We start from the raw sequence: 17,830 nt of genomic DNA on the forward strand, positions 1-17,830 counted from the left end.
ATGCCCTCGTCATCATGATGGCCCTGTTCTTACGATTTCAATCCACAGTCGAGGAGCCTTTCAGAGCCATCGAGGTAAATCTTATTTCTTTACCGGAGGAGCAGGCTCCGGATTCAAGCCAAAAAAAATCTTCTCCCCCGGCGCCTTCTCAACAAAAATCTCAGCCAACAAAAGCAGAACCAATAAAGACCGAACCCAAAGAAGCCGCCCTTCCTCCTTTGCCAGTTCCAACACCCTCCGAACGATTATCGGAATTTTTGGAAGGGGCGGTTGGCTCGATCGTAGTGCCCCACAAACAAGAAATGGCCACTCCGGCACCATCTCCTCCAACCGAACAACCTCCCTTGAACGACCAGTCCCCGTTATTTGAAAATCTTCGAATGCCCCCTATTGCTCCACAAATTTCGCGTCCGGAACGCTTACATTCTTCACAACCGTTAGTCGCTCCTAAGCCTAACGCAACGCCATCACCCAAACAGGCTACACCCCCAACACCTGTTCCTCCGGAGCCTCAAGATTCGGTATCCCAACCTCAGCCTCCTAAAATTGAGCCAACTGTCAAACTCGCTCCTGTGCTACCGGAATTGAGTTCGGTGACCCCGTTTAAGATGTCCGAAAAGGAAAGACAGCCCAAAGACGCTTCTCCACCCAGTAATATCGAGGAATCGCTCAAGCGAACCCTCCCGACCATACCGACGCTGGCACCGACTCGAAAAATCAAAAAACAGACCAAAGCCTCCACGCCGCAACAAGAAAAACCTTTCACCCCTGGACTCTCCGCACCGCAATTAGCCCAAATTGCTCCATCCCCACCACTGGAAAAACCTCCCCAACGTGAGAAAATGTCAGATATGATGAAGCAATTACTAGAAGAAGCTAAAGCCCCCAACTTGAAACTGTCTCCAGCCTCACCACCCCCTCAAGAGTCTGGGTCCTCTTCTTCAGCACAAACCCAACCGGTGCAGTCAGAAATGGATCAACGAATTGCAAAATTATCCATTCCCGACGTCACGCCGGTTGAATCGATTAAAAATCGCCTCCAACTCCTGGAAGTGCAACCCACTTCAAATTCCAGGAATACTGCGGCTCAGTCTTCTGCGGGAACAAATCATTATTATGGAATGATCCAGGACCTCATTCAGGATCAGTGGAGAAGAACCCCACTCGTTGCAAATGCTCCGTTAGTGGTGCTCAAATTCCGTATTTTTAGAACTGGAGAAATTTCCCAGATTCGCATTGATAAAGGTTCAGGAAATGGATATTACGATTCCGCCGCTCAACGGGCGGTAAATGCGGTCAATCCCTTACCCCCATTTCCACCTGATATTTCTGATGCTTTCCTGGATGTGCGTTTTCAATTTATCAAAACGGATCAAAAGGATTAGTTAAGGACACCAGCTATATTATGAAAAATGCACTCAAACCTCCGTATGCCATCCTGGCTCTGCTTGCCTTTTCTGTAATTGCCGTATCCCCAACCTTTCTTCATGGAGAGGAAGCGGATCTCAAAGCCACACGTTCAGAATTCCAAAAAATCCCTATTTGGGTAATGGGATTCTCCCCTGTCCAACGGGATACCGGTCTCTCAGAAGACATTGAGACTCAGGTCCCATCCGTCCTTAAAGCGGATCTCAAACGCTCACAAATATTTTCAATTGCTGAATTACCTCCTGCCAAAGGAGATTTTTCTGACAATAAATGTATGAGTCTCTCATCAAATTTGGCACCGCACTTCCAAAAAGTGACGGTCTCTACGTGGGGAAGAATAGGAGTAGGAGGGACTTCAAACGGAGTCCAGGGACTTATCCTGGATGCCTGCGCATTTGATCCGGGACAACAGGAGGTATTGACCGGGAAACGGTACTTTTCCCTCAAAACGACAGAAACCCTCACTCGCTTGATGGCCCATCGGTGGGCAGACGAACTGGTCTATCGATATACCGGCGAGCAGGGTATTGCCAGGACGAAAATCGCATTTGTAGGTCAAAAAGAGAATGGACGAGAGCTTTTTGTCATGGATTACGATGGGTATGATCCGCAACAGGTCACGGCTGACGGGTATTTAAACCTCATGCCTACCTGGGCCCCGGACCGGAAATCGCTTATTTACACCGCATATCGTGATCGCAAACAACTCATTATGAAAAGGGAATTGGCTACCGGTCGGGAGGAAATTTTGGTTTCGCCAGCCAGCTTGAACATTACGGCCTCCTTTGCTCCTAATGGAAAATCTATTGCCTACTCCGCTGCCCAAGATGGCAACTCGGATCTATATCAGATAGAATTGGACAGTAGAAGCGTGAAGCAGTTAACCTCGCACAATAGCGCAGATTTGTCCCCGTCATGGTCTCCAGACGGGCGACATCTGGCCTTCACTTCAGATCGGGGAGGCCGCCCCCAAATTTACATCATGGATGCCGAGGGCTTGAACGTCCGTCGCTTAACCTTTGATGGAGATTACAACGCGGCGCCAGCATGGTCTCCAAAGGGAGATTGGATCGTCTATGTGTGCCGGGTGCCAAGTGAGGGATTTAAATTATGCCGCATCAGTCCGAATGGGGAACAACGGAAACAAATCACCAACGGACAAAGTATTGATGATTCTCCTTCCTGGGCTCCAAATGGACGCCATATTGTCTTTAGTTCGATTCGAAGGGGGGAAAGTCAATTATACATCATCACTAGTGAGGGAGCCGGATTGGAGAAAATTTCCTCGGCAGGAGAACATCTCAGCTCTCCCTCTTGGTCGCCATTTCAACCATAATTTACGAAACAACCACCGTGATAGTTCAAAAAAGGAGTCGTTTTATGCGCCCAGCCATTCGCGTGATTTCACTAATTGGCATTATCGGTCTTTCACTCGTCAGTATGTCGGGATGTGGGGAAAAACGAATCCACGTTTCCACCGCCTCCGGTTCCCCTGGCGAAGAGACTGAGACATCAGAATTAGACGGCGATTCAGCAAAGGTAGCAGGAACCTCAATTGATGAATCTTCCCTGCCAGGGCAAGGCGCTTCCACCGAGGAAGTTCGGGCAGATGCCGTTCAACCAATTGCTCCGGTTGACCCTCTTAATTTTGGCTACGACCCCAACCATATGGATCAATGGTTCAAGCAGAACTCTCAAGCGGGGATCGCTCCCGAGAAAGATTCTGAAATTGATACAAGTAGTAGTGCCGGTCCATTGACCCCATTTAATGATGGAAATGACATCTCAACTCAATCAAGTTCTTCAGGCATGAACGGTTCAGATCAAGACCAATCAGGGACGTCGCCCTTCACCTCCCAGACGGAATTCCAAAATGATCTCTCAAATCTGCCAAAAGACACGGAACCAATTCCAGAAACACTTCAAGTAGCGAAAGCTGAACCGTCAGAGATCATTCGAGAGCAGTTGGATAAAATTCAAGAGGAAGAATTGGCCACCATATCTGCTGGTTTAGAGGATGTCTTTTTTCAATTTGATAGTTGGGCTCTCACCGAGGAAGCTAAGGATTCTCTCGAACGGGACATGGCCTGGCTCACCAACGATTCCTCATCACTTTTAATTATTGAAGGACATTCCGATCAACGTGGGACGCAGGCCTATAACATGGTGCTTGGGAAAAAACGAGCCATGGCCGTTCGGGATTTTCTCTCTCAATTGGGTGTTGATCCTTCACGATTGACGGTCATTTCCTATGGGAAAGACAAGCCATTTTGCCAGGACACCACAGAAGTATGCTACCAATTGAACCGACGGGGACATTTGCTAGTTCAAAATTAGGAATCCTTCAATCGAAGAGTTTTCGGAAAACATGGAGGAATAATTCCAGAGTGAATATAGGGCTGACCTTGCGAAATGTTTCAAGACAGTTGCCATCATCTTTCCCTCTCAAGTGGATAGTGGTATGTGGGGTCTCTAGTTTATTGGCCACAGGCTGCGTGGCTCAACAAGCTGACCTTGCCCGAATTCAAAAAGACTTAGAACTACAAATTGCTAAGATCAAAGATGAAAAAAAGGCCCTTGGCTTACAAGTTGATGAAACTAAGGCACAACTGATCAAGATGAATGAGGAAGCGCAAAAAACTCGCGGCAATCTGGCTTCTATTAATCAAAAAGCCACGCTCCTCCAAGAGAAAGATGTGGCGAGTTTATACGGAAAATTGGAAGAAACTGAAAAAAGTCTCCAAGATCTCAAAAAGGACTATACGAACCAAACAGACACATTAAAATCTGATGTCCAATCGATTCAATCAACGATTCAGGCACAGGGGGAAGACCTGCAAACGGTCAAAACCCACAACACGACCCTTGCCCAACAGGTTGATGAAAACAATCAGGCATTAACCACGAACATGGGCGAATTTCAGAATTCCCTTTCCCAATTTAAAGACACACTGACAAGCCTCGGAACAACAATTGGACAGGTCCAAACAGATTTATCAGGACAACGACAAGACCTCGGAGTCGTGCAATCTCGAACAGAAAAACTGTCCGGTTCGATACTACAGGTTCAAGGAGGAATAGAGAAATCGGGAGAGTTGCTCAGTGCCAGACTTGATGAACAATCAAGACAAGTCACTCAGTTGGAAAATCAGGTCACAATCCTTCAGGACAAACTCGCCGCCGACACCCAAGCCCTTCGGACCTATCTGGAACAGGATGTGAATGCAGCCATGGCCCAGCTAGTTGCCGAAATTAATACCCAGCAAGCCCCCAAGCTTGCGCAAATTGATTCCCTACAAAAAGACATGGAAGCCTTGGGGACACACGTACAAGCGGATGCTTCTCACGTACAAGATCTTTCCCAATCAGTTCTCAAGCTTCGGGAAGCCCAGGAAGTCATGGGGAGTTTACTTGGGAAACGCGGAGATGAAATTATTCAACAAGCGGGACGACTTTCGGAACGCATGAATACGGTTGAATCACACCAAACCGCATTGACCGAGCAACTCCAATCCAATACCCAAAAAACATCGGCTCATCTGGTCGAGGTAAATGCCAGCCTCAACTCCATTACCCAAGCTCTTGACCAAACCAGGCAATCACTCTCCAGCCGCCTGGCCAAACAAGAAGAGGCGGGACAAGTACTCAATCAGTCCGTTCAACAATTCCAACAGTTGAAACGAGACGTCCAGGACCAAAAACAACAGTTGCAGACGGTCAACCAGCTTGTAGATCAACTCAACCAGACGGCCGACCACATTGGTTCACGATTAAAAGATCTGGAAACCCATCAATCCGGGCTGGTGGGGAAAATCGACTCTGACACCCAGATGACCAATACCCACCTCCAAGAAGTCAACAGCGGAATCCAATCAGTCGCCCAAGCATTGGAAAATGTCAGTACAAAGCTGAATGCTCGTATTGAAAACCAAGAACAGCGGCTGAATCGGGCCATGACCTCTTTCCAACAGGTCCAAGGGACTGCCGATACCTCGCAAACCAATCTGACCCACCTCAATCAGTTAACAGAAACCGTCAATAAATTGCGTGATGTGATTAATACCATTGGAACCAAATTGGGTGAGCGAGTGGACCAGCATGAGGATCGACTGGGTCAATTGGTCCAGAGGGTAAATCGCCTGCAAAGCCCCAAACCGCAAAAATAGGCTTCACCATTACTTAATATTCTCAAGGAAAGGCCGAGTATATCTCTATACCGTCATATGTCCCCTTTGTCTTAACGCCCTGGCAATTGATAAGATAAGATACAAGTTGAAGGTTAATTAGGTTCCCTAATACCACATCTTTTGTAGCCGAGGCCGGTATTTCATGACTCACACATTTTCCAAAACGGCCATTTTTATAGGGTTATCCCTCACGGGCGGATGGGGTTGCGCAACAGAGCCCAATCTAACGGACATCCAAAAACAGGTCCAAACACTCATGGTTCAACAGGAAGCGTCCCACAAGCAGGAAAAACAAATAATCGACCGAATGGAAACGGTTGAATCGCAATTGGATGAACATGATTTCTTAGTGGGAGAACTCATTAAAACGGAGGAAGAGGCCAGCCTGGATACTCGCCACCTTTTAGAAAAGCTGGAACGGACCAGTGCTCTGCTCCGAGAACAAATTGAACAAACCCGTTCCACTACTCAACGCCGTGACCAAGACCTGTCCATTCGGGTAAAGGCTCTGGAAAGCCGCATAGACAATGTGATTCATCAACCTCGATCTGTATCGGAATCCCCGGAATCCACGACTCCTAACCCTGCAAACCCTGCGTCAAATCCGAAGGAAGCCCAGACGGGATTACCTGCATCCCCTGAAGAGCGTGCGGGGGCGGAAAATGAGGCGTCGGCTTTTCGGTCAGCCTATAAGGTTTTTCTCAACGGAAATTATGACCGGGCCTCGGTAGAATTCAAACGATTTGTCACAAATTATCCGTCGACCACCTTAACCCCTCAAGCCTATTACTACCTTGGGGAAACGTTCTACGTGCAAAAACACTATGACGCTGCCAAGCAGGCCCTGGAACAAGTCATCAGCCGCTATCCTAGCAGCAAATACCGGAGCCACGCGTTATATAAGCTCGGACAAATAATGCTTGAGATCGACCAACGATCAAAAGCTCAGGAACTGTGGAACTCTATCATCCAGGATTACCCCGATTCACCAGAATCCACCCAAGCGAAAGAGCAATTAAAAAAATCCGGGCTGTCTTGATCCTCTGCAAGCCTTCGCAATCTATTTTTCACACTCAATACCTTGTGCTTTGAATCCCATGTCTTCGACCGTAACTGGAAAAGTTCACATTCTTCCAGATAGCGTGTCGTGTCGTATTGCCGCAGGAGAAGTGGTTGAACGACCCGCCTCCGTGGTGAAAGAACTTATCGATAACAGTCTGGATGCCGGCAGCACGTTGATCACCGTTGAGGTTGAAGAAGGTGGTCGACGGGTCATTCGCGTCATGGATAATGGGGCAGGAATGACGCGAATGGATGCTCAACTGGCCTGTCAACGCTTTGCAACAAGCAAACTCCGGTCCGAAGAAGATCTCTTAACACTCCTGACAATGGGTTTCCGGGGAGAAGCCCTTCCCAGCATCGCCTCCGTTTCCCGTTTTTTCTTAAAGACGGTTTCCCCCGAAAGCCCCCTGGGTACGCAGACCCAGTCAATGGGGGGAGTAGCATGGGAGGTTTGCGACTATACCGGCCCGCTGGGCACTCAAGTGGAGGTACGTGATCTTTTCTTTAATACTCCAGGGCGACTGAAATTTCTCAAGACTGTTCCCACCGAATTTTCTAAAATTTGTTATGTCGTCCAACAGGCGGCAGCCGTGCACCCAGGGATCCACTTTCGATTACGCCACCAGAATCATACGGTGCTGGAGTATCCTGCTGTATCCTCACTGCAAGACCGATTATTACAGATCTACGGACCGGACTTCCTTGAACGCTTTCTCCCCGTCACCTATAACGCCGGTTCATTTCAACTCACAGGGTTTACTGTCAGTCCTCACCATGCACGAACGTCTCGTGCGCCACAGGAAATTTTTGTTAATGGCCGCCCTATAAAAAATACGACTATTTCCCATGCTGTGCATGAAGCCTACGGATCCTTTTTACCAAGAGGGAAACACCCACAATATATCGTATTCATCCATCTTGATCCCCAGTCAATCGATATCAATGTCCACCCGACTAAACGGGAGGTTCGCTTCTCCCATCCAGAGTTCGTACATATGGGGGTTCTCCGTGGCATTAAAGCTCTCTTTTTCTCGCAACCCTCACCCGACATCATATCCCATGAGCACAAGGAAACCCCTGCCCCAGTTACTCCTCATTTACCCAGAACAACACCCGGATCAATGAACGTCGCGCCGGCTTCATTCCAGCATGGGTCCGAATTCCCTCGTACGGGCACCAATCGACCTTACCCTCTTTCTCTTTTTGTCCAGGAGCCGCCATCGGTCTATGGGAGTAGGGAGCAACCATGTGAGGTGCATTCTCTCGGGCAAATTCATCACACCTATCTTCTTGGTCAAATCGATCAGGATTTATTCATTGTCGACCAACACACGGCCCATGAACGAGTACGCTTTGAGAGACTGCTTCGGTCATGGAAGAAAAAAGAAATTCTCCAACAAAGCTTGCTCATCCCTGAGCCGGTTGAACTTCTTCCCCACCAGGGAGAGTTATTGGAAGAATGGCTACCTTTTCTGGCTCAAGCAGGTTTGGATGTGGAACGATTTGGAACCACATCTTATGTTGTGCGAGCCATTCCAGCCATGTTAGGAAATATATCAGTTGGTTCCCTGATCCTGGAATTACTGGATGAACTCTCGGAGTGGCAATCCACAGATGCGCTGGACAACACGATTAAACCCATTCTGGCCACCATGGCCTGTCAAAGTGCCGTGCAAGCCGGACGCCCCATGACCCAGGCGGAAATCACCATCCTTTTACAGGACTGGGCACAAGAAAGCTTTCCGATGACCTGTCCTCATGGGAGGCGAGTGGCCATTAAGCATTCCTTGGAAGAATTGCACACCATATTTGCCCGCCCATTGAAGTAAGGCTCACTCTCTGATTGTTCATGAAACAGACCGACATCATCACAGCATGGAAACCCATCGTCGCTATTGTGGGACCAACCGCAATCGGGAAAAGCCGCATCGGGATTGAAGTCGCCAAAATTCTCCACACGGAAATTTTAACTGCAGACTCCCGACAGGTCTACCGTGGAATGGACATTGGTACCGATAAACCCTCATTAGCAGAACAGCAAAATATTCCTCATCGCTTAATTGATCTCGTCGATCCAGATCAATCCTTTAACGCGGGCGACTTCCGGCATCACGCGACCCAAGACATTGCTCGCCTGCATCACCTAGGTCTCCTGCCCCTTGTCATCGGAGGCACCGGACTCTATATCCGAGCCCTCTTACGAGGTCTTTGCCCAGGTCCACCGGCCAATTGGATTATTCGGAGTGAATTAGCCCAGGAAGCCAAGGCTCAGGGACCGGCTTTTCTTTATAAAAAGCTTCAACAGGTGGACCCCGAACTCGCACAACGGCTACATCCCAATGACCAGCCGAAGGTCCAACGCGCCCTTGAAGTGTATCGCATTCTCGGCACACCGCTATCGGTCATTCAGCAGCAACACCGGTTTGACGACGCTCCATATCCATATTTATTGATCGGGCTCACCATGGAACGCCAGACCCTGTATCAGCGAATAGAAACACGCGTTGACTGGGAAATTCAGAAAGGCCTGGTGGAAGAAACCCAATCCCTCATGAATCAAGGATTTTCTCGAGATCTCGGCTCCATGAAAGGGCTCGGCTATCGACAGTTTTCAGGATACTTAGCCGGTGACTATTCTTATGAAGAAGCTGTGCGATTATTAAAACGGGATACCCGTCACTTCGCCAAACGACAAATGACGTGGTTTCAGAAGGAATCCTGCATCCAGTGGATCACATTGGAAGGTTCAGACAACCCACACCGAGCGGCCACCAAAATCGTGGATCATATCAATCAGTTTCTCTATACCTTTGCACGGTTACCATTTCCTGCGGAACCAACGCCCGATTTAAAATCCACCCAATCGTCAGGTTAACCATACAGGGCAGTTCATGATACAATTCGGAAAACTTCACTCTTTTGGGACAGAAAAACTCCTCACTAGTTCGACCTCCAATCAGCATACGATTGAAACCACATGCCCTTCCCTTTTAGAGACCTACTCACATGGCGGAGAACGAGTGAATGAATATTAAACGCCCATCCTCCCCTACCCAACGGGCTCAAATCGGGATAATTGGAGGCAGCGGACTCTATGAAATGGACGGATTCACCAACCTCAAAGAAGTCCGGATGGCAACCCCGTTTGGGAAACCTTCGGACGCCATAATTCTGGGAACCTTTCATGGCATACGCGTCGCCTTTTTGGCTCGCCACGGTCGAGGACACCGCACTCTCCCTTCCGCCATAAATTATCGCGCGAATATTCATGCCCTAAAAGCCCTGGGTGTAACGCGGGTATTTTCCATCAGTGCGGTGGGAAGCATGAAGGAGTCCATTCAACCGGGGGATTTTGTCCTGCCTGATCAATTCATTGACCGGACCACTCAACGTGACAATACGTTTTTCGACCAGGGCATCGTCGCCCATGTCGCCTTCGCTGATCCCCTGTGTGGGACCTTGTCGAATGTGCTAGAAAAGGCCAGCGAAGGAGTCTCCGTGACGGTGCACCGTCCTGGTACGTACCTCTGCATTGAAGGGCCACAATTCTCCAGTCGGGCGGAATCTTTTCTCTACCGGCAATGGGGTGTGGATGTTATTGGTATGACAAATATTCCGGAAGCCAAATTGGCTCGTGAAGCCGAACTGTGCTATGCCACCCTTGCGCTGGTCACGGATTATGATTGCTGGCATGAGACAGAAGAAGCCGTGTCCGTTGGAGCCATCTTATCCATCATGCATCAAAATGTCGAAACCGCAAAACTCGTCCTTCGGCAAGCACTCGATCTCGCAAAAGACCTAGGGCCTTGCTCGTGTCAGACCGCATTAGAACACGCCGTCATCACCCCGCTTAAACAAATGGGTCCGACCTTGAAAAAGCGGTATCAGCTTCTGTTACGGCGTCATTTACTATCGACCACCTTACACTCCAAGAAAAGGTCCTAATCATTATGGGTAATTTATTAGTAGTAGGATCCGTCGCCTTTGATTCTGTACGAACGCCGTTTGGTGAAGCCTCAGATGTGCTGGGAGGATCCGCCACGTATTTTTCCACTTCGGCCAGTTTTTTCACGGACGTGAATCTGATTGCCGTCGTTGGCGAAGACTTCCCAAAGGAACATCTCGATTTCCTGCGTAGTCGAGGCATCAATCTGGACGGATTAGAAAAACGACCCGGAAAAACCTTTCGCTGGCGAGGAGAATATTCCTATCAACTCAACGAAGCTCAAACCCTGGAAACACACCTCAATGTTCTAGAAACGTTCCGGCCGAAAATTCCGGCCAGCTATACCACGCCATCCGCGTTGTTTCTGGGTAACATTGATCCAGAATTACAACTGGATGTCCTGAATCAAGTGAAGCGGCCATCAATCGTGGCCTGCGACACCATGAACTTTTGGATTGAGGGGAAAAGGGAAGCGTTATGGAAAGTCCTCGAACATATCGATATCCTCGTTATTAATGACGGGGAAGCCCGTGCTTTGGGCGATGACGCAAACCTCGTACAAGTGGCGAAACGGATCTTATCGCGTGGACCCAAAACCCTCATTATTAAACGCGGAGAATATGGAGTCTTGATGTTTCATCAGCAGGAAATTTTTGGTGCTCCAGCCTATCCACTGGAAGCGGTCAAAGATCCAACCGGCGCCGGCGACACCTTTGCCGGCGGCTTCATGGGCTACCTTTCTGCTACGGAAAATTACTCGCAAGCCGGGCTTCGACAGGCCATCATTTTTGGAAGCGTCATGGCCTCATTTAATGTGGAGGAATTCAGTCTGGACCGCCTCAGACATCTAACCCGTGAAGACATTGATAAACGATTTTCTTCCTTTAAACATTTAACGCATTTCGAAGATTTGTCATAGACCTGAAGACTTTCGGTATGCACACCATTTACATGATGTGTGCCTTCACATCACAATCCAATGAATACAGGAAAGGCTTATCTCATTCAGGATAACGCCATGGAAACTCTTGGTGGATTATTCCGACAGACCCGGGAACGACAACGTTTATCGTTGGAACAGATCGCTTCCAAAACTCGCATTCAACAGCGCCATCTTCAAGCACTTGAGGAAGAGGACTTCGCAAGCCTACCGGCCAAAGTATTCGTCAAAGGGTTCGTACGGTCGTATGCCCGTTCGTTGGGCCTAGATGAAGATAATGCCCTTCAGCTATTCCTAACCACCTCCAGCGATTTCTATGATCGCACCCAAGAGGAGCAGCAACACATCCAGGTCACATTGCAAGCAGCCCATCGCAAGCGATTCAATTGGAACCTTGTTGTCATTCTTTTTCTGGCCATCGGTGGAGTCCTCTTTTATCTCCTACCCTGGCAGCAGGAAACCGTTCCACTCCCACCTGAATCCGAAACTCCTGAACCAATCAGTGGAATGCAGGATAAAGAAATACTCGATCCCACCCCCCATATTGAAGAGTTACCCGACAGCGTTTCATCGGAATCCCCCTTCGACACCGAGATCCAGCTCACTTCTCCTCCCCCACCTGATATCATACCTTCACAGCTACCCGCTGAACCTCGACCGGGACCGACCTTGCCTGTTTCCCCTGTTCCCGAAAAGGCCACCGGGATCGATGGAACGCTGGTCCTAGAAATCGAAGCCACACAACTGACCTGGGTGGTGGTGCAGTCGGACGATCAGGCCCCGCATGAAGCCTTATTACAACCTGGACAAAAAAGCACCTGGAAGGCGGATAAACAATACTTGCTCACGTTAGGGAATGCGGCCGGTGTGATCGTCCGCCTTAATGGAGAATTACAAGGTCCATTTGGAAAGCCAGGTCAGGTGGTCCGGGACATTCATTTGAAGCCCTGACGTCACAACACGACGGACTATAGCCCCACACAATCGTCCATCCTCCCGCCCTTCAAAATTTTCATAAATTATGATGCACCATCCCTATCTGAACAAAGCTTGAAAAGCCTTAGGCCTGCCCATCCCCTTCCACACCCCCTTCTCAAAATCTCCAGTGAAAGCAGCCCACTTAGCCCACATTGGAAAAATTCTACAGGACACAACATCAACTCTTTTTCAACTTCTTGACAGGCTAAAAAACTCATTGATATGATGAAAAAGTTTGAGTGGGTTAAGGGTGTCCTTTTGAATGTGATTTAGTTTAAGGCTCTGCTCAAACAACACAAATTCAAAAAGAGGAAAAAAAGGGGAAGCGATAATGCCATCCCCATGTTTTTTTACGGTCTCATCAACTCTGTTTAACCTTAGGAGGCTTACATGACGTTTTCGATGAAAGTGCTTGGAACTTTAACCGCCGCCATGTTTTTGACCACTGGTTTAGCCATTGCCGGACCAGAGAAAGATCCAATTCCTTCCCGGGTTCCGGCTGATCAACGCTCTGCAGCCAAAAAAGACAAAACAGACTTATATTCCAAGGCCGAAGATGCTTCGCCTGAAATCGTGGCGGAAGGCAAAGCCTTGTATGAGGGAAAAGGGACATGCATTAATTGCCACGGCAAAGAAGGCAATGGCCAAGGGCCGGCAGGAGCCGTCTTGACCCCAGGGCCTCGTGACTTCACCAATTGCAAATTTCACAAGAAACGGAAAGATGGCGAACTCATGTGGGTCATCAAGAACGGTAGCCCTGGCACAGGCATGGTGCCTTTAGTCCCAGCCACCATCAGCGAAGAAGAAGCCTGGAAGGTCATTGCATACGAAAGAAGCTTCTGCAAAGATTAATTGATATTTCCTATTTGTACGAAAAACCCCCGCTGAGCTTAGCTCAGCGGGGGTTTTTTATGAAAAACACCTTAGTCCCTGCCAAGTATAGCGTTTCCCCGTTGACACCATTCAAATTCCTTGACTAGACTCAACCAGGTAGAAGGCCACCCAAATCACTTTTCGTCAATAAAATTTCTAGAGTAAGGAGAGCATGTTCATATGGCCAAACGACGATCACTTCAGGAAGACGCAACGTCTCTAAAAACCAAGGTCACGAAATCCCTAGCCAGTAGCGACAATCCTGAGGGAGATTCAACCATCCGATCATTACGAAAACGTTTACGAAGAGTGCAACGGAAGGTCCGAACAGCCAAACGGCGCGAGGAACAGCGGAAATCAAAGAAAGTCGTGGCAGAGGCCTAAGGTTCTGCAGATTGACCCTGAAGAGAATTTGGAGGAATTGAGGCATGCGGGACGACCAAAAAAATATGGATGATGCGTTTTCAGATAAAACGGAGGAGTTTGTATCGTTGGAAGGCAAGACAACCCTGCCTGAAGACGAGCTGGTGGATGAAGTCTCAGAAGCTTTCACGGCGGACGCAGATGAAGAAACCACAGACATCGTTGCCTCTGCTGAGGAAACCGAAGAAGAAACAGAACAAGAAGAAGAGTTGGTCGAAGAACAGGTCAAAGATGAAATCGATATTCAGATCGATCTTTTGAACGATCCAGAATGGGTCGTCCGACGCGAAGCAGTGACTACCCTGGGCGAAATGGGTGATGAACGCTGCATCGAACCTCTGGTTCGATGCCTTCGAGATGGAGATTGGCAGGTTCGAGACGCCGCAGTTGAAGCCATTGCCATGATTGGTTCACCGGCCGTGGACCTTCTGCTCCGCTATATACGAGACTACGATGCCCGGAAATCAGTGATTAAAGCGTTGGGGAAAATTAACGATGAACGAGTCCTTGATCCGTTAATTTCGATGCTCCACAATGATGAGTTTAAGGACGATGCGACTTGGGCGCTCGCAGAACTTGGACAACCGGCTGTTGGACGATTACTCGAATGCCTGAAGAATCAAGATGAAGTTATTAGGAAACAGGCCATTCTGGCTCTAGGAGAGATCAGGGATTCCAGTAGTGTTGATTTATTAATGGAAGGATTGCAAGACCCTGACTGGTTCATCCGGCTTTCGTCAGCAGCCGCGCTAGAAAAAATCGGAGATCCTCGTGGCCGAGAGGCGATTAAACTTTTAGCCAAAGACCCCGACTTGGTGGTTCGCTTACGAATCGAACACATGTTGGCAGAATGGAAAAAGCAGGCCGTTACGGCTTAAGCCTGACTTTCCAGTCCTTATTGTGAACATACCAGCCCCCTCCATCGCCTGGACGATGGAGGGGGCTTTTTATGAGGAAAACCCACCCTGTTTCTTAAATTCCATTTAAGGTTCCCATCAAGTAATAACCTGGAATTAAATAATTCTGACAAGATGGGACGAGAAAAAACAAGGAACGCAACTGGCAGTTGCTATAGGTAGGTTTCGTCAAGGCATAACAGATTGCATCTCCTGACGAAGATCATCCAACGAATGAGGAGGAAGACTATGCCCTTGAGCCAGACTTTGTTGAGCCTCTCGAATTTTCTGTTTAACAATTTTGATTTTTTGAGCCATGGGGCCTTGAGGGTCCAACTCAACCGCTTGATCTAAATGGTGAAGTGCACGTTCGAACTCAACTGAAGCTTCTTTGAATTGATGATCCAAGAGATACGCTCGGCCTTCCAAAAAGCCGTCTTTTGCCGCCAACATTTGTCGCTGCAAATGGGTCTTCTGATCAAATCCAATCGTGTTCTCCAAAACCTGCCCTGACAAATCACGCAATCGTTGCTTCACCTCATCCGGTTTTTGCCCCGTGTAATAGCCCAATCCAAATACAATACCCAGCAGAATCAATATCCGTAAAACTTTCATAGTGGACCCCGCCGGCTCAGAATGATTCTCGCTCTTTGTTGAATGGACCTCAAACCTATTTCACTCCATAAATTAGACTGGAAGAAAAAATCATATCGATCGACGAGATAACGATGAGAAAGGGAATGGTGCACCATACGTAAGCGGATGGTATCACTGCATTGCAGAAGGTACAACTGTGATACGGGTGTCCATGAACTTCTGCGCAACAAATCGCCTATCACGCATCAGACACAAATTTTCAGACCACGCCGAGAGATTCAGGCCAGTTTTTCGTCTCGTGCATTCCCTGCCTCGGAAAACAGCGGGGTATACGCACGCTTCACGTATTCTTTGAGCATGCGGCGAGCACTGAACCGTGGAGCCGATGTCCGAATTGAGTTTTTAACAACAGTGCACCACCCATGTGGAATGCCATCAACACCACGGTCGTAAAACAACGGGATTACATCGTTTTCAAGTAGGGTGTAGAGGCCGACCATATCCAGGTCATCCTGGGCCCAATCGCCAAGTGGCGATTCAGGGAGAGGCACTGCCCAGCCGTTACTGCCATCATAGCCTTCTTTCCACCACCCATCTAACACGCTCAAATTGGGCACGCCATTTAAGGCGGCTTTCTGGCCGCTTGTCCCGCTCGCCTCTAACGGCGGGCGAGGATTATTGAGCCAGACATCGACCCCTTGCACCAAAAATTTTGCCACATGCATGTCGTAATCTTCGACAAACGCAATTTGGCCGCCCAGATGATGCGCTTTGGCAAATTGATAAATACGATGGATAAGTTCGCGCCCTGCCTGGTCGGCCGGATGAGATTTTCCGGCGAAAACAATTTGAACAGGCCGCCACGGATTCAACAGAATCTGTTTCAGCCGCTCCAGGTCTGAAAACAACAGCGTGGCCCGTTTGTAGGTCGCAAACCGTCGCGCAAATCCCAGAGTCAACGCATGCGGCTCAAGAAACGCCCCGCTCGCCAACACCTGGATAGGCTCCATCGTCCCATCCATCCATCCCATCCTGGCGCGCTGACGGATAAAACTCATCAGCTTTCGTTTCAGAAATTTCCGGACCTCCCATATCTCCTCATCCGGCACCTCCTTCATCCTCTGCCACATGTTGGGATCGTCACACCGTTCCCGCCAGTCAGATCCCAGATATTTTTGATACAACACATCCATTTCCTGAGCAATCCACGTGGGAACATGCACCCCGTTGGTGACGCTGTGGATGGGCACCTCCTGCAGCGGCCGTTCCGGCCACAGAATGTGAAACATTTTTTTTGAGACCAATTCATGTTCCTTGCTCACGCCATTAATGAATGAGGCTAGACGAATAGGCAATGTGGTCATATGGAATTGATCAGGTGATAATTCCGGATGACGACCCAACGCCATGAAATTTTCCTGTGTGAGGCCTAACTCTTCCCACCACCAATGACAATGTTCGCGAATGAGGTCCCCCGAAAAGACATCGTGCCCGGCAGGGACAGGCGTGTGGGTTGTGAAAACGGTACTCTGACGAATCTGATCGGCCGCCTCCGACCAGGACAGCCCTTGTTGAAGTAGTTCCCGCATCCGTTCAACCAGAAAAAAAGCCGGATGTCCTTCATTGGCATGCCACACATTGGGATCATGGCCCACCGCACGAAGAGCCCGTACACCGCCGATGCCCAACAACAACTCCTGACAAAGCCGTGTGCGATGATCCCCTCCATAAAGTCGAGCAGTCAGATGACGGTCCTCTGGTGAATTTTCCGGTGTATCTGTATCCAAAAGATAAAGCGAAACCCGGCCCACTTGGATTTGCCAGATTACACACGCGACCATTCGGGTACCCAGTTGGACTTGAATCTTTGCCAAATCCCCGGCCGGCGTCCGCGCCAACTCAATCGGCATCATCATCGGATCGACGGAATCATACACCGCTTCCTGCCAACCGTTGGTATCCACAACCTGCCGAAAATAGGCCTGGCTATACATAAACCCGACAGCCACCAACGGAACTCCCAGGTCACTGGCCTCTTTGAGATGGTCACCAGCCAGAATCCCTAGTCCCCCGCTATACAGGGGAACCGAACGATGCAATCCAAATTCTGCCGAAAAATAGGCAATGGTGCGATCCTGCCACTGGGGATACGTTCGTCCAAACCAGTGGTCCTTGGTCTCCATATAAGCATGAAACGCCTTCATCGCCTCGCGATACAGGGAAAGAAACACCACATCTTGCCCGAGAACATCCAACCGATCAGGGGCAATCTTCTGCAACTGTTTAATAGGATCGTGATACGTCAGGCGCCAGAGCGTGGGATCAATATAAGAAAATACAGCCCGGCCTTCAGGAGACCAACTCCACCAGACATTATGAGCTAACTCAGAAAGGTTGCGAAATTCTTCCGTCAACAAACGAGTTGATTGATTCATAGGGTACACTCACAAAAAGATGACATCATCCAATGGTGAAGGATCTTCACCAACCATGAACACAT

15 protein-coding genes are annotated in these 17,830 nt (G+C 48.9%); 13 read left to right on the forward strand and 2 right to left on the reverse strand.

All coding sequences use genetic code 11. The annotated features are described in order from the left end of the window. The first annotated feature begins 14 nt into the window (after nt 1-14). From ACWHYD_RS18880 to ACWHYD_RS18940, 13 genes are all read left to right on the forward strand, one after another. The gene (locus tag ACWHYD_RS18880) at nt 15-1,385 is read left to right on the forward strand and encodes a TonB family protein (RefSeq protein ID WP_447963556.1); all 1,371 of its coding nucleotides are present in this window, start codon (nt 15-17) and stop codon (nt 1,383-1,385) included. A gap of 20 nt (nt 1,386-1,405) precedes the next feature. Then, complete coding sequence (locus tag ACWHYD_RS18885) at nt 1,406-2,764, forward strand: hypothetical protein (RefSeq protein ID WP_447963557.1); 1,359 nt, start codon at nt 1,406-1,408, stop codon at nt 2,762-2,764. A 44-nt stretch (nt 2,765-2,808) separates the two neighbouring features. Next, entirely contained in the window at nt 2,809-3,765 is a 957-nt protein-coding gene (locus ACWHYD_RS18890; protein WP_447963558.1) for an OmpA family protein, read from the forward strand. A 50-nt stretch (nt 3,766-3,815) separates the two neighbouring features. After that, a complete protein-coding gene (locus tag ACWHYD_RS18895) occupies nt 3,816-5,594 on the forward strand; it encodes a hypothetical protein (RefSeq protein WP_447963559.1) in 1,779 nt (592 codons plus the stop codon). Between the two features lie 163 nt (nt 5,595-5,757). Further along, nucleotides 5,758-6,654: a tol-pal system protein YbgF gene (gene ybgF / locus ACWHYD_RS18900; protein WP_447963560.1), complete on the forward strand. Its 897-nt coding sequence runs from the start codon at nt 5,758-5,760 to the stop codon at nt 6,652-6,654. A gap of 58 nt (nt 6,655-6,712) precedes the next feature. Then, nucleotides 6,713-8,506, forward strand: coding sequence for a DNA mismatch repair endonuclease MutL (mutL, locus tag ACWHYD_RS18905; protein WP_447963561.1), 1,794 nt, complete (start codon nt 6,713-6,715; stop codon nt 8,504-8,506). Between the two features lie 20 nt (nt 8,507-8,526). Further along, nucleotides 8,527-9,552, forward strand: coding sequence for a tRNA (adenosine(37)-N6)-dimethylallyltransferase MiaA (miaA, locus tag ACWHYD_RS18910; RefSeq protein ID WP_447963562.1), 1,026 nt, complete (start codon nt 8,527-8,529; stop codon nt 9,550-9,552). A 149-nt stretch (nt 9,553-9,701) separates the two neighbouring features. Further along, a complete protein-coding gene (mtnP, locus tag ACWHYD_RS18915; RefSeq protein WP_447963563.1) occupies nt 9,702-10,622 on the forward strand; it encodes an S-methyl-5'-thioadenosine phosphorylase in 921 nt (306 codons plus the stop codon). A gap of 5 nt (nt 10,623-10,627) precedes the next feature. After that, on the forward strand, nt 10,628-11,542 hold the full coding sequence (locus ACWHYD_RS18920; RefSeq protein ID WP_447963564.1) for a PfkB family carbohydrate kinase: 915 nt from the start codon (nt 10,628-10,630) through the stop codon (nt 11,540-11,542). Between the two features lie 99 nt (nt 11,543-11,641). Then, nucleotides 11,642-12,514, forward strand: coding sequence for a helix-turn-helix domain-containing protein (locus ACWHYD_RS18925; RefSeq protein WP_447963565.1), 873 nt, complete (start codon nt 11,642-11,644; stop codon nt 12,512-12,514). 417 nt (nt 12,515-12,931) lie between these two features. Then, on the forward strand, nt 12,932-13,393 hold the full coding sequence (locus ACWHYD_RS18930; protein ID WP_447963566.1) for a c-type cytochrome: 462 nt from the start codon (nt 12,932-12,934) through the stop codon (nt 13,391-13,393). A 201-nt stretch (nt 13,394-13,594) separates the two neighbouring features. Next, nucleotides 13,595-13,798, forward strand: a complete 204-nt coding sequence (locus tag ACWHYD_RS18935; RefSeq protein ID WP_447963567.1) for a hypothetical protein — start codon at nt 13,595-13,597, stop codon at nt 13,796-13,798. Between the two features lie 44 nt (nt 13,799-13,842). Further along, nucleotides 13,843-14,715 carry a HEAT repeat domain-containing protein gene (locus tag ACWHYD_RS18940; protein ID WP_447963568.1) on the forward strand — a complete coding sequence of 291 codons (873 nt, stop codon included), beginning with the start codon at nt 13,843-13,845 and terminating at the stop codon, nt 14,713-14,715. 207 nt (nt 14,716-14,922) lie between these two features. On the opposite strand, the gene ACWHYD_RS18945 is transcribed toward ACWHYD_RS18940, so the two are convergent. Both ACWHYD_RS18945 and glgP read right to left on the reverse strand, forming a co-directional pair. Then, a complete protein-coding gene (locus ACWHYD_RS18945) occupies nt 14,923-15,348 on the reverse strand; it encodes a hypothetical protein (protein ID WP_447963569.1) in 426 nt (141 codons plus the stop codon). 260 nt (nt 15,349-15,608) lie between these two features. Continuing rightward, the gene (glgP, locus tag ACWHYD_RS18950) at nt 15,609-17,765 is read right to left on the reverse strand and encodes an alpha-glucan family phosphorylase (RefSeq protein WP_447963570.1); all 2,157 of its coding nucleotides are present in this window, start codon (nt 17,763-17,765) and stop codon (nt 15,609-15,611) included. Nucleotides 17,766-17,830 lie beyond the last annotated feature (65 nt).

This window comes from Nitrospira sp. Ecomares 2.1 (genome assembly GCF_965152585.1).